General features: G+C 33.5%; 11 protein-coding genes. 5 read left to right on the forward strand and 6 right to left on the reverse strand.

Features of this window, described 5'->3' with window-relative positions:
• Positions 1–82 precede the first annotated feature (82 nt).
• Both kdgD and ACLHDF_RS07570 read right to left on the reverse strand, forming a co-directional pair.
• Entirely contained in the window at positions 83–1,015 is a 933-nt protein-coding gene (kdgD, locus tag ACLHDF_RS07565; RefSeq protein ID WP_413918297.1) for a 5-dehydro-4-deoxyglucarate dehydratase, read from the reverse strand.
• 247 nt (positions 1,016–1,262) lie between these two features.
• Positions 1,263–1,964 (reverse strand): FadR/GntR family transcriptional regulator, encoded by a 702-nt coding sequence (locus tag ACLHDF_RS07570; RefSeq protein WP_413918298.1) that lies wholly within the window; start codon positions 1,962–1,964, stop codon positions 1,263–1,265.
• Positions 1,965–2,779: 815 nt separating this feature from the next.
• Here ACLHDF_RS07570 and ACLHDF_RS07575 point away from each other — a divergent pair.
• Together ACLHDF_RS07575 and ACLHDF_RS07580 are read left to right on the forward strand one after the other, a co-directional pair.
• Positions 2,780–4,093 (forward strand): Nramp family divalent metal transporter, encoded by a 1,314-nt coding sequence (locus tag ACLHDF_RS07575; protein ID WP_413918299.1) that lies wholly within the window; start codon positions 2,780–2,782, stop codon positions 4,091–4,093.
• A gap of 92 nt (positions 4,094–4,185) precedes the next feature.
• A complete protein-coding gene (locus tag ACLHDF_RS07580; RefSeq protein WP_413918300.1) occupies positions 4,186–5,163 on the forward strand; it encodes a 2-hydroxyacid dehydrogenase in 978 nt (325 codons plus the stop codon).
• 252 nt (positions 5,164–5,415) lie between these two features.
• Here ACLHDF_RS07580 and ACLHDF_RS07585 read toward each other — a convergent pair whose 3' ends face one another.
• From ACLHDF_RS07585 to ACLHDF_RS07595, 3 genes are all read right to left on the reverse strand, one after another.
• Positions 5,416–6,030 carry a glycosyl hydrolase family 18 protein gene (locus tag ACLHDF_RS07585; RefSeq protein ID WP_413918301.1) on the reverse strand — a complete coding sequence of 205 codons (615 nt, stop codon included), beginning with the start codon at positions 6,028–6,030 and terminating at the stop codon, positions 5,416–5,418.
• Positions 6,031–6,540: 510 nt separating this feature from the next.
• Positions 6,541–8,016 carry an FAD-dependent oxidoreductase gene (locus ACLHDF_RS07590; protein ID WP_413918896.1) on the reverse strand — a complete coding sequence of 492 codons (1,476 nt, stop codon included), beginning with the start codon at positions 8,014–8,016 and terminating at the stop codon, positions 6,541–6,543.
• Between the two features lie 342 nt (positions 8,017–8,358).
• Positions 8,359–8,616 carry a spore coat protein gene (locus tag ACLHDF_RS07595; protein WP_413918302.1) on the reverse strand — a complete coding sequence of 86 codons (258 nt, stop codon included), beginning with the start codon at positions 8,614–8,616 and terminating at the stop codon, positions 8,359–8,361.
• 363 nt (positions 8,617–8,979) lie between these two features.
• Here ACLHDF_RS07595 and ACLHDF_RS07600 point away from each other — a divergent pair, with 363 nt between their 5' ends.
• From ACLHDF_RS07600 to ACLHDF_RS07610, 3 genes are all read left to right on the forward strand, one after another.
• Positions 8,980–9,813: an STAS domain-containing protein gene (locus tag ACLHDF_RS07600; RefSeq protein ID WP_413918303.1), complete on the forward strand. Its 834-nt coding sequence runs from the start codon at positions 8,980–8,982 to the stop codon at positions 9,811–9,813.
• Positions 9,814–10,980: 1,167 nt separating this feature from the next.
• A complete protein-coding gene (locus ACLHDF_RS07605) occupies positions 10,981–12,081 on the forward strand; it encodes a GerAB/ArcD/ProY family transporter (protein WP_413918304.1) in 1,101 nt (366 codons plus the stop codon).
• Positions 12,082–12,496: 415 nt separating this feature from the next.
• Positions 12,497–12,769: an HU family DNA-binding protein gene (locus ACLHDF_RS07610; protein WP_272812492.1), complete on the forward strand. Its 273-nt coding sequence runs from the start codon at positions 12,497–12,499 to the stop codon at positions 12,767–12,769.
• A 321-nt stretch (positions 12,770–13,090) separates the two neighbouring features.
• Here ACLHDF_RS07610 and ACLHDF_RS07615 read toward each other — a convergent pair whose 3' ends face one another.
• Complete coding sequence (locus tag ACLHDF_RS07615) at positions 13,091–13,723, reverse strand: MOSC domain-containing protein (protein WP_413918305.1); 633 nt, start codon at positions 13,721–13,723, stop codon at positions 13,091–13,093.
• Between the last annotated feature and the right edge of the window lie 49 nt (positions 13,724–13,772).

Raw genomic sequence — 13,772 nt, forward strand, 5'->3', positions numbered from 1 at the left:
CTTTCTTCAACTTTATAAAACGCTTACAAAATAATTTAAAAAGTATAGAAATTTAATGTCTCCTAAATTATAATTTATAGTTTTAAGTTAATACTTTATGATTAGGTTTTGGATATCTCTTAAATGTTTCTTTTAATATGCTTTCTAGCTGTTGGTAATGCTCTTTTTCTACAGGAACAATCGGTGGTCGAACTGTATTTCCAACAGGTAAACCCACAATTTCCATTCCAGCTTTTATTAAAGATACTGCATAGCCTTTCCTCTGTTTTCTAATATTATTAATAGGTAAAATAATGTTCTTATATAGCTCACTAACTAATTCTTTATCCCCCTTTAAAAGTGCTTCATAAAACATACGTGAGATATGTGGTATATAATTAGAAATAGCAGATGAATAAGAATTAAATCCGAGAGGAACATAGGCAGGCATTGTTACTTCAGCCATTGGCATGCCATTTAGCCATCCTAGACGGTCTCCTATTGCTTGAGTTAATTCAATGTTTAAATCAATATTTCCAACTCCATCTTTTAAACCTACTAGCTGAGGTAGTTCAATTAACTTTTGTAGAGTCGGTAATTGTAAAACACAGTTATCTCGTTGATATACAATTGCATTAAGACTGGTACTTTCTATAATAGTTCGAAGATAGTTATAAAGTCCTTCTTGTTCGCCTTCAATTAGATATGGAGGGAGAATTAAATAGCCATCAGCGCCTTTTTGTTCAGAAATTTTCGTTAATTCTAATGCCGTTTTAATATTTCCTCCTACTCCTGTATACACAGGCACTTTTCCTTTAACTGTAGAAATAGCTAATTCTACCATCACTTCATACTCTTCTTTACTTAACGATTGAAATTCAGCAGAGCCACAAGCTATAAAAATAGATTCTAATCCTTCATCAAGTAGAAATTGAATATTTTTAATTAAAGCTTTCTCATCAATATTTCCTTGCTCATTAAAAGGAGCAACTGGAAATCCTGCAATACCTATAGGCGATTTTCTAATCATATACATCATTCATCTCCTTAGTTAGATTTTAAATTTTCTAATAATTCTTATGATTTTATTGTAAGACAAATTAAATTATTTGTCAAATTAAATTTAAATACTTCTGTGAAAATAAAAAATAAGAAAAAGAGATACCTTTAGGCATCTCTTTCAGATACATGAAATTTACTTTCTACGCTATATAATAAAGTAAATTCCAAAATAGTTTTTACTTTTATCTATCTCTTGTATTTGTGGAGTTTAGCAAATAAATTTAAACAAGATAGTGTTCTGAAACCTTTTGGCGAACATAATTAAGGTGGTGATACATCTGTTTATACGCTTCATAGGGATCATGGTTAGCTAATGCATTGTAAATCGCAGTATGATGTTTAACTGTACGTTCACGTTCTCTATATTTAATTTCACGGTCGGTTTTATCATGAGCAACAAGCAAGGAATGAATCATCCCTTCAAATACAGTACTATTTGCACTTAAAGCAATAATTCTATGAAATTCTTTATCAATTTCCCCATAGTCATTATCTTTACTATTTGCTATTGCATCTATAGTCTCTTTTAGTTCTTTTAACTGATCGTCAGTTATTTTTTCTGCAGCAAGAGTCACTAAACCTAACTCTAAAGTCATGCGTGCTTCTACAATTGCTGGTAAATTATCAGCAGATAGCGCTAACATAACTGAAAAGGGATGACTTCCAACTTTTTCATTAAAAAATGTGCCCTCTCGGGTTTTTCGTGTAATGATTTCAAGTATTTCTAATGCACTTAATGCCTCACGTAATATAGGCCTGCTAACTCCTAAATCCTCTATTAACTCCATCTCCGAAGGTAGTCTATCTCCAGGTTTCATTTGACCACTCGTTAACATCTGAACGATACGTTCAACTACTTGCTTTGATAGTGTACTTCGACTAACAGACTTAAGCTTTATTCTGCCATTTCCCTCATTAACCACTTAACCTCATCCTTTATCAAATTTAATTCGTCTTCCTATTGTAGAGCTAATTTAATTATACAACAATAGATTTTCCATTATTAACTTATTGTGTAGGTATTAACTTTATTAATTCTTCTATATTGATTTGATGTATTAGGTATAATCTCCTCTTTTTGCTACTGGAATAATTGTTCCAATAATTATTTATAATTTTTATTATAAATATAAAAGAATAATGTTGTACGCTGAATAAACTGATAAAAATATAGAACCAGTTACTATTTTGGAACTCTAAACAACATTTTCTATATTAAAACTAAGAATTTATTTGATAAAGACAATGCTGTAATAAAAACTAAATATTATTGACTTACATTTTAATTTGTCTTACTATATAAAAGTAAAATATTCGAAAAATTCTTACAAGAAGGAGGTTCCATCATGATAATACAACAAAAGTTAAAATTAATTTAATGTAAGAGCAAGTTTTTAAAACTTGAATATTTCTTTCAGTTAATAGCTTTACTCTCCTTTAGTTCTTGAAATCATCCTCTTACACATCAAAAGGAGAAAAATTAAAACTTCTAAGAAAATCTCTCAATCATGCTTTTCACAAACTATTCAAGTTAAGTCCATCAATTCATCAATGTAAATACGTATTTATAAATCATTATGGGACTCAAGAGAAATGAATTACTTAGGGAGATCTAACCTTAAAAAGTTCTTCAGAATTTGATATCAACCTTTAAATTCAATGCTCATGTCAAGATTTAAAATGTTTACCATAGAAAATATGAAAGCGTATACAAAAACATTGAAATGAGGGAAATTCTGTGAAAAACCAATCTAACTTAGCAGAATCTACTGTAACAAACCCGGAAATTGTTACAAGGAAGAGTAATTTTTTAACGAGGTTTGCAAAAACTTTTGGTCCTGGTATTCTGGCTGTTTTAACATGGCTTGGTGCAGGAGATTTAGTGACCTCTTCTGTTGCTGGAGCAGATTATGGATATAGCTTAATGTGGATATTAGCTTTATCCCTCCTGCTTCGTTTTCTTATTGTAAATGTAATTGCTCGTTTTCAGCTATGTAATACAGAAGGACTTTCCCTTCTTGAGGGTTATGGACGTATCCATCCTTTTTTTGCTTATTTTCTTTTTGGTTATGCCTTAATTATGGGTCATTTATTTAATTCTTATATGATTAAAGGAGCCGGAGAAGTATTATCTACTCTTCTCCATATAAATCAACCGTTTATAGGCTCTGTCGTTGTAGTTGTATTGATTTTATTATTAATTGGAAGGAACATTTACAGCACGATTGAAAATGTGATGAAAGTTATTCTTGGCTTACTAACTATTGCTTTCCTTGTGTTAGCCATTCAAACAAATCCGGATATGGGACAAATATTTAAAGGAACAGTTGGCTTTAGTATTCCAAGTGATACAGGTGTTCATGGAGCACTTTTAGTTGCGGTTTCAATCATTGGTGCAGTAGCAGGATCTATCTCTAACTTTGTTCATCCTTATTTCATGAAAGAAAAAGGTTGGACTAAACCTGCCCATTTAAAAATTCAACGAAATGATTTATTGTTTGCTATTGGTGTATGTATTGTTATTAACTTAGCTATTTGGATTATAGGTGCAGAGATACTCAAGCCAAATGGCATCCATGTCGAAACTATTGATGACTTAGGTAAAGCTTTAGAAATGGCATTAGGGCAAACAGGCTGGCTTATTTTTTATCTAGGAGTTTTTGGTGTTTTATTTGCTAGTATTGTAGGTAAATCTACGGGTTATCCACGTTTAGTTACAGATGCTTATTACGTAATTAATAAGGCTCGAAAAGAAAAATATGAAGGTAAATACAATAAAGATCCTATGTCTAAGTGGATAATGATTTTTGTACTAGTTACTCCTATCATTTGGTCTATCCCAGGCATGCCTGGTTTTATTACCCTAACAATTGTTGTAAATGCGTTAAATGTTGTAGGATTCCCTGTAATTGCTATAGGTATGTTAATTCTTTCTAATAAAAGAAGTTTAATGGGTAAATACAAAAATAATTGGTTTGAAAACACATGTTTATTTCTTGCGTCAGGTTTAGCAATATGGTCAGCTGTCCAATTGCTTATCAACTTCTTTTAAACTAAAAGATTGATATAAACAATAAACATAAAAATAAACTAATTGGATAGATTTGCTTCCTATAAAATCTTAAAAATGGAGAGATGTTAATTATGAAATCAAAAGTAATTATTTACAAGAAAATAGATAAGACAGTATTAAGCTTTATTGAAAATACATGTGACGTAGTGTACTTTCAGAAGTTAGATTCAGAAAACTACCCTAAATTTATTCAAGAGTTAAAAAATGCGGATGCCATAATTGGTTCAGAATTAAAAGTAAATAAAGATTTATTGGACCAAGCACCATGTTTAAAAATGGTATGTAATACCTCTGTTGGATACGATAATCTAGACCTCAAGGAATTGGAAAAGCGAGGGATAATCGCTACAAATACTCCGGAAGTGTTAAATGATACAGTAGCTGATACGGTATTTAGCTTAATTTTATCTACAGCAAGAAGAATCCCTGAATTAGACCAATTTGTTAAAAAGGGTGAATGGAAATCAAATTTAAGCGAGGAAAAGTTTGGGGTAGATGTTCATCATAAAACATTAGGTATTATTGGAATGGGTGGTATCGGTAATACCCTTGCTAAAAGAGCTCATCTAGGATTTGACATGCAAATTTTATATCATAATAGATCTAGAAAGGAAGAAGCAGAACAAAAATATAATGCTATTTATTGTTCATTGGAAGAATTGCTAAAGAAGTCTGATTTTGTATGCGTAATGACGCCATTAACACCCTCAACTGAAAAGATGATTGGAAAGCGAGAATTCGAATTAATGAAGGATACGGCTATTTTTATTAACGGCTCAAGGGGAAAAACTGTAGATGAAGAGGCCTTAATTTATGCTTTAAAAACAAATGAAATTCTCGCCGCAGGTCTTGATGTATTTATTGAAGAGCCTATTAGAATGGACAACCCTTTACTCTCCATGGAAAATGTTGTGACTTTACCGCACATAGGATCTGCTACCTATGAAACTCGATTAAAAATGGCTATGTTAGGGGCAACTAATTTAGTGGCTGGATTACAAGGGAAAACGCCACCAAATTTGATTAAAAGTGGAGTTAGTATTAATTGAATTATAATTTATAAATAGTATTTATATATGAGGTGAACTCCTAGAATAGACAGTAACTTGTACTTAGATTAGCAGAAAGATTTAATGAGAAGATTTTCTAGCTCTATAAGTACCCTGAAGAATTATTAATTAAGAAGCTTCCAGAGCTTCTTAACCCAAAGAAAAAAAGCCCGTAGAATAATTATTGAGAATTATTTTACGGGCTTTTCCAGTTTATATAAATTTAAAAATTATTATATTTGAACATTCCACTTATTCTTCAGTTGATGCATTTAGTGATTGTTTATAATATCCCCATGTATGGGCAGTCTCCTTGCCTAAACTCCATGTTCCAGTTCCTTTTAGGTTGTATTTCTTTATTAATTGGAGCTTTTCTTTAATGGATTTTTCATTTTCATACCATAGTGTGTAAGTTCCAGGAGGAAGTTTTGTCCCATTTACCGTACTCAAATCATCATTCGTTTTAACAGTAAATGTAGCCATGGGTGACTGATATTTCTTATTGTAAACAATATCTCCATCATATTTTTTTATAAGAGCAGCTACATTTTTAATCGGAACATCAATACCTCGTATCGTCCCTTCATCATTCCAAAGCCTCCCATAAAAAGGTATCCCTAAAACAATTTTTTGAGACGGTACTTTCTGTGACAAAGCATATTTAATTGTTTTTTCTACAAAAGGGAGACTTGCTACCGGTCCAGAAGTTTCGTGATTAACCGAATGTTCATCATATGCCATTAACATTAGATAATCACTGTATTGAGCTAATGTAGTATAATCATAAGCGCCTTGCCACCCAGTGTTCCACCCTTCAGAATTTGCAGCTACTAGCTCATCAAGGACCAGTAGCTTTTTCAGTGACATAATTAGAAGTTGGTCTCGATGCTTTTAGGCATCTTGAATAGTTTGCTGAATATATTAGTTTGTATTCATTTCTTTATCATTTTTCTTGTGCAATTTCTTTTCTATTAGGAGCAAGTCGTGGCTGTTCTAACCATTTATTTTTTACCATAATATCAAACCATTTTTTTGTTACCATCATGTTAATTCAAACAGCATCCTTTACAGGTAAGAAAAACTTTATTTTGCTTTTCTACAAATCTTACATTTTTTATCGAACCTTCAATGTATAATTTCCTTAAAAAGATATTATGTTAACTAAATTTTATAGAGGATACAAATATAGCATGTGATATTTATTATAGAAGAAGTTAAATTATAGGAGATTTAGATACAAAAAATTATAGTTCATCATTCTCATGCATGTAGTAAAACAGTAAAAAAGAACCCTGCAGTAAGAGATTTCAACTCCAACTGAGGGTTCGTGATACTAGCTTGTCGATTTAAATCATTTTCATAAAAGAAGAAGGGTCTTTAATAGCCAGAATCCTCTGATGTAAGGTTATCGAGCATTGTGTAATCATATTTCTGCAGGGGCTTTTCTGCTGGACCTTCTATAACTTCTCCTGTATAAGAAAATCTAGATCCATGGCAAGGGCAATCCCAGGAACGATCTCCGCTGTTCCACTCGACTTCGCATCCAATGTGAGTACAGGTTGTATCTACAATGTGGAGTTTTCCTTCTTCATCTTTGTAGGCTCCCTTTCGATGGCCTCTAACCGTAATTACAGCCCCTTCATCATTAGATAGATCTTCAGCCCTTACATCAGAAATTTCAAGCTTCCCTTTGATGAGATGGCCTACGACATCAGCATTTTCTACTAAGAAATTTTTCAAGCTGGGGTTTGCGTAAAAACGGGAGGGTGAATATAAATGTTGATAGGCGTTCTCTTTGCCTAGAATTATATCTCTGAACAAGAGTGCTGCTGCTGTTCCATTTGTCATTCCCCATTTTCTATAGCCAGTAGCGACTAGTATGTTAGGTTGCCCAGAGGTGAGTTCTCCAATATAAGGAAGTTTATCAAGCGTGACTAAATCTTGTGCTGACCAGCGATACGCAATATTTTCCAGATCGAAAACTTGTTCACCAAATTCCTTTAACGCTTTATAATGTTCCATTGTATCTTTTCCTTGGCCTGTTTGATGGCTTTCTCCCGCCACGAGAATCATTTCCTCACCGTTAATGACTGCAGAACGCAGGGAACGTGTCGGTTGATCAGCGCTAATATACATTCCACCTGGATAAGCTTCTTTGGCTTTAACAGCAAGGATATATGAGCGGTCAGCGTGCATTCTGGCAGAATAAAGCCCCAGCCCTTCATAAAAAGGAAAATGCGAGCAAGAAAGAACGTAGCTACCTGTAACACGTATACCTTCTCGTGTAAGAACTGTTGGCTTATCTCCGGATTCAATATTCACTGCTGTTGTATGCTCAAAAATAAGTCCGCCTTTTTGTTTAATAGCTTGAATGAGGTGAACGAGGTATTTAATAGGATGGAACTGTGCCTGGTCTTTCATAACAAGGGCTTTTTTAATTTCCACGTTAAAAGGAATATGATCCGCCAATTCACCATCAATATTAAGTTCCTTATAAGCTTTTGCCTCTTTTTCGAGTTTTAGAGAATACTCATCAGTAGTAGCATATATGTAAGCATCCTGCATGATGAAATCACAATCAATTTGATGATTTTCAACTGTTTGCTTAATAAAGTTCAAGGCATCTGTATTAGCCTTATAGTATAATCTTGCCTTACTTCTTCCAAAATTCCGAATAAACTCATCGTAGATCAAATCGTGCTGGGCAGTAACTTTTGCTGTTGTATGTCCCGTTGTGCCATTCAATAGTCTTCCCGCCTCTAAAATGGCAACCTTTAGACCTTCATTGACTAAAAGGTAAGCAGAAGTAAGACCTGTAATCCCTCCTCCTACAATAACAACATCTACATCCATGTCATTATCTAGACCGGGAAACTCCGGCAAATCAATAAAATCTCTCCAATATGGTTCAGGCGTCTGTGGAAGCTGTCCTCCTGTGTGTTCATTATGAGTCACATTAAGACCTCCATTCAATATTTTGATAGTAGTGTTATTAGGATTTCCATTTATTGAGAGTTCATACTTAACTTAGGAATACAGTCTTCGTTATGTGAACTTATATTACTTTATAATCTCAATTCAAAAAGTCTTTAGTTCCAGATCTTAGCACAATTGCTTATAGATAAAAAAGAGAGGTTCTATTTTAATTAGACTCTCTCTTCTTTATAGAAAATATGTACCTACGAATATTGATTTTTAACCTTTGGCTAATTCTAACGCTTTATCTGCCTTGTTTAAATCGTGATTTACTTGTTCTTCAACATCATAGGCATGATACATTTCATTATCAATCATATATTGAGCGATCTTTTCATGAAGCTCAATAGCTTCGTCTACTTGTTTTTTTAATACTTTGCGTACTTCTGGCGTTGCCGTTTCTGTAAGAGCTACGGCATATGTTCGTACACCATTTTTCGCTGATAATAATAAATCAGCTGCAATAGGAAGAAGCAATCATATCGACAAATCTCATTTCTGTTATACATTGGCCTTGTTTATAGTATTACAGATAAACTTTTTGTTTATCTGTAATACTTCAATTAGTATGAAATTAACTTGTTTTATTTGATCGTCTGTTAAAAGAAATCTACTCAGAATGAAGCCAGCTATTAAAACATACATATATAAATTCTCCTTCCTAATCATCTTTTCTATTGCTTAAGATAGAAAAATATGTATATATTTGAGAATACTTTAAAATTTATTTGAATTTGCGTTACCAATTACAGATCCAGGATGCTTCATAAATAAGTAGAGGTTTTTCATGTAAGTAAACCGGGAAACGAAACGTTAGATAACAGTAAAGGAGAACGTGTTATGCATGAAATGACAGAAAAGCTACATGACTTTTTACTAGAACATATTGATGAAATGTCACAAGAATGGCTAGACTCGCGGGAAGTAGAAAAGGATTCTATCTATACAGCTGACGCCTCTTCCGAAACAACCGAATATCTCCGAGTACAAAATCAATATTTCACTTGTAAAATTGTAAAAGTTCTTATAGGAGAGTCATTAGATACTCTTAGTGATTGGGCACAGGAAGTTGCCACGAAAAGAGCTCAGAGAGGCGATTCTCTTTATCATAGTATCCATTATTTTAAAAAGTTTCGTTTAATCTTTTTTAAACAGATTGAATCATTTTTTTATCTTTATTCGTCTAGCATTACATACGAAGAGCTTTTTCTATGGAATAAAGTAGTGAATGAAGCGTTTGATCGGATGATAGAACTTTTTACACTTTATTATGGACAAGTTTCAGAAGCGCAGTCTCAAGCTCAAAAAATGCTGATTTCTGAACTTAGCACGCCTGTCATTAGCATTTCCGATACAGTAGGTGTGCTGCCTCTCATTGGTCAGGTTGATGATTATAAGAATAGTGATTTTGCGAAGAAAGTTATGTTGCAAGCAAAGGAGCTCAATCTGTCTTGCTTAATTATTGACTTATCAGGTGCACCTTCCATTGATACTATGATGACCAATGAATTATTTCAAGTTATAAAGATGTTAGACCTACTTGGAATTGATACAACCATCACAGGTATCCGTCCGGAAATTGGCTTAACTGCCGTTCAATTAGGAATAGATATGAGCAAATTGAGAACCTATGGAAAGTTAAAAGATGCAGTAAATAAGCTTTTGCATGATTGAACAAGGACATTATCTTTTAATTTTAGTCCATGGGTGCAGTTTTTATCTTAGGAAATAGGATGGGGAAATTAATGTTATCATAAGACTCTTTTATGCTTTATAATTTCTGGATGGAGGATCAGTAGACTTCGAAGACTTCGGTACACACTTTTTCTAAGGTTCACACACTTCAGTTTCATTTGAAGGGTAAAGTAGTCTGGATATTACTAGACTACTTTATCTCTTTCTATGAAATGTTTTATATTAACTAAAAAAACGAAAACTCCTGGTGCCTGTTCAGGAGTTTTTCGGCTATACATATCACTACTTTTCAGGTGATGCTCGGAAACATCTTGAGTAGTTTGCTCGCTATAGTTGATATTATTCAACGTAGGCAATTTAATTATAATAAAATAAAAAATAACATTAGATTATTTGTGTCAGAAATCATATGATAAGGGTAAAGAAAGTTGCTTCTATTCATTATGGAATAAGAATGGACGTTTTTACACCTGAGGAAATAATCAGCTCTAATCATATGCAGTCCAGAGCATACCTTACTTGTCCTTATTGTGGCGATATCGAAATCACTCATGAATGCAAACAAGGAAAATCAAGGTTTGTGGTTGCTGCTAATAGAGATCATACATATGATTGCCTTTTAAAAAAATAATGAAAATTTGGTCGTTCCAGAAGTGTTAATTGCTTTTAGAACGACTTTTTTTGTACCAGAACCTTAGTAACTATATGGAGAATACTGGTTTACTCAGTGTTTTCTATATTAATTTTCACAAGAATAAATACATTCTCTCCATGTTATATTATAGCGATAGATGACATCTCACTTTTAATTATAGAATCTATGCTACTAATTATACTAGGTTTGTGTAACCAGTTTTTTGCATATCCTATATCTAGTTAACATGATCAATTTTAAAACAAGAAAAGCTAGTGGGCCGGATGGATGAAAGAGCAGTAAAATGAATGTTTTAGATTCTTTGCAGTCAACCAACGATTTAGATCTAGGCTAAATAAAACAGAAGGAAGAGATTAAAATCGAAGTGGAGTAATTTGTACTTTCTAGAATTAAGTGCGGATATTATTGCAGGACTCATGTCCTTTATGCTGATTTACGGAACAAGTCGCTTCTTTCCAATGCAAAGGTGATGAAAAGGAGGTCTCAGTTGAATGGAAAAAGCCAAAATTAGTGCCAGTCAGTTGTTTATCTTGATGGTACTGTTTGAACTGGGGAGTGCTTTGCTGATACCTCTTGCGATGAAAGCAAAACAGGATGCATGGCTGGCGATTTTGCTTGGAATGATATGTAGTTTCTTTCTATTTTTAGTCTATCATAAACTTTATTCCTATTATCCGGACCTTTTACCTACAGAGTACATGCAAAAAATCATGGGGAAAGTGATAGGCAAGACAATTGCCTTTCTTTATATCCTGTACTTTGCGAATAGTGCAGCAAGGGTTCTACGTGATTTTGGGGAGATGTTGTTAACGTTCTCCTATCCAGACACTCCTTTATTTATCGCAAATGCTTTATTGATGCTTGTCATTATTTATACCGTTCGGAAAGGGATTGAGGTGGTAGCGAGATCAGGAGAACTACTTTTTATTTTCATGTATGTACTTGCCGTTACCGGATTTATTCTAATTGTGTGTTCTGGTTTAATCAATTTTACAAACTTACAGCCGGTACTTGAGGAAGGAATATGGCTAGTTCTAAAGGTTGTATTCACTCAAACTTTGTACTTTCCATTTGGAGAAACCGTCTTATTCTTGATGATTTTTCCTTATTTGAATAACTCTAAAAAAGCAAAAATTACTGGATTTTGCGCAATCGGATTAAGTGGGATTAACTTAACTATTATTATGATTATTAATGCGAGTGTACTTGGAGTAGACCTTACTTCACGTTCACAGTTTCCTCTTCTCAGTACTGTACAAAGCATCCAGGTAGCTGATTTTTTAGAACGTCTTGATGTGTATTTTATGATAGCGGCAATTATTGGTGTGTTCTTTAAGATATGCTTGTATCTGTATGCTGTTGTAATCAGCACGGCGAGCTTATTTAAAATTCAGTCATCTTCGCGCCTGGCTTATCCTGTGGGGCTCATCATTATATTTTATTCCGTCACGATTGCCAGAAATTTTCAGGAATTTCTTTACGAGGGAACCAAGATAGTGCCCCTTATTTTCTTTCTTCCTTTTCAAGTAATAATCCCTCTTCTTCTTCTCACCGTAGCATTCTTAAAAAACAGGAAGAAACACAGGGAATAGCAGGACTATGTCCAACAACCATTTATCCAGAAAAATAGAGATTTAGTCTTCTTTAAATAGCTAGCTTATGAAGCTAATTTAAACGTTCTATGAATGAATATCCCATATATTTCCAGTTGAGATAATGTTTCTTCAGGAACATTTGTATCTGAACTGCGGCTAATTGTCTGATACATTCTCGGCGGAAATTATCTTTGGTTTTATCTATAACTGATCACTCGGCACAAACTTCAGGTTTCTAGAATTTTTGTTCTCTTGCTATCATTAAATGTAGCAAATCTCAGTACAAATATTTAGAGGAAAATGAAATTCATCCCCTTTTTTCCTAACCTTATTATGTGACAAGCGAGTAGAAGCTATGATATGTTAGCATCTCTACATATTATCTGAAAATAAGAAGATGAGGTGTTTGAATATGAATAAAACTGAACTAGTAGATGCAGTTGCAACAAAATCTGAACTAACGAAACAGGATTCAAAAAAGGCTGTAGACGCTTTATTTGAAACAATTTCTAATACACTTGCGAAAGAAGAAAAAATTCAATTAGTTGGATTTGGTACATTTGAAATACGTGAGCGCGCAGAGCGTACAGGCCGTAACCCTCAAACAGGTGAACAAATGACAATTCCGGCCTCAAAGTCTCCTGCTTTTAAACCAGGAAAAGAATTAAAAGAAGCTGTTAAATAACTATGCCTTATAAGCAAGCCCTCTCTAGAGAGAGATGGACTTCTAAAGGGGGCTATTTTTCATGGTGAAAAACTTCTAAATACCTACACCTAAATATTATTTAATCAAGGTTACTGTTTTCTTGCGTCGTCTTAGAGGTAGGTTCTTTGTCAGGTCTAGGGATCCAATTTCCTAACTTATTTTGTAAGTAATTCTTTAAAAAAACAGCTAAAACATAGCTTTCTCATATTGAAACATTTAAGAACCCCGGACCTATTTAAAAACTCCTCTTCCTACTTAATAGAATGGAAGTTCTATAAATTTATATATAGAATAAAAGGGTCATAAGAATTTTAGAAATCTATTTCTCCATTCCTCTGATAAATCATCAACTTTCAATATTTTTTCAATTGATTGTTTATCTTCGTGTCGATGAAAAAGAATTTTTGTAGCAAAAGCCACTGATATTCTTTTTGGGTGCCTATCAATAACATTTATTTCTGAATCGTTTTTAATAGCTCCTTCTTTTAATACTCGAAAAAAGTAACCTGTTAGAGACGTTTCAACGACTCTCTTTAAAAATTGTTTTTCCTCATTATATTTCGATATTGTGTCACAAGGTACCCTTCCCTGCGTCACTTGAACGATGGCATCTCCGATTTGATATATATCACCTATACAAACTTGTTCTTCAGTCATGCCCGTTGCTGTAATATTTTCTCCGAAGGCCGGTAAAACCATTTTCTTTTGAAAGATTCTTTCCCAATAAGAGTAATGTTCAAATGGATATAAACATACCGCCCTATCAACACCACCATGCTTTTCTTTATTTCCAACGTCGTCTCCCATGAACCCTATCTTTTTTAACTCAGCAACCTTGGTAGAAGACTTTCCTATTCCAGATAGCTTAGCTTCGTTGTTCCAATTATATTCCTTTGGCGTTCCAATAGCTAAATTAATAATTCTAGGAGTCAATTTGTAATGACCTCACCTTCAATATTCACTTATACTTTAGCTTGTAGCT

The organism is Priestia megaterium, from assembly GCF_046599315.1.
Classification (GTDB): domain Bacteria; phylum Bacillota; class Bacilli; order Bacillales; family Bacillaceae_H; genus Priestia; species Priestia megaterium_F.

What these genes read in the sequence shown, in the direction of transcription:
- kdgD (WP_413918297.1), bottom strand. Translation starts at nt 1,015, where the DNA reads ATGTATATGATTAGAAAATCGCCTATAGGTATTGCAGGATTTCCAGTT.
- ACLHDF_RS07580 (WP_413918300.1), top strand. Translation starts at nt 4,186, where the DNA reads ATGAAATCAAAAGTAATTATTTACAAGAAAATAGATAAGACAGTATTA.
- ACLHDF_RS07585 (WP_413918301.1), bottom strand. Translation starts at nt 6,030, where the DNA reads ATGTCACTGAAAAAGCTACTGGTCCTTGATGAGCTAGTAGCTGCAAAT.
- ACLHDF_RS07590 (WP_413918896.1), bottom strand. Translation starts at nt 8,016, where the DNA reads ATGGATGTAGATGTTGTTATTGTAGGAGGAGGGATTACAGGTCTTACT.
- ACLHDF_RS07600 (WP_413918303.1), top strand. Translation starts at nt 8,980, where the DNA reads ATGCATGAAATGACAGAAAAGCTACATGACTTTTTACTAGAACATATT.
- ACLHDF_RS07605 (WP_413918304.1), top strand. Translation starts at nt 10,981, where the DNA reads ATGGAAAAAGCCAAAATTAGTGCCAGTCAGTTGTTTATCTTGATGGTA.
- ACLHDF_RS07610 (WP_272812492.1), top strand. Translation starts at nt 12,497, where the DNA reads ATGAATAAAACTGAACTAGTAGATGCAGTTGCAACAAAATCTGAACTA.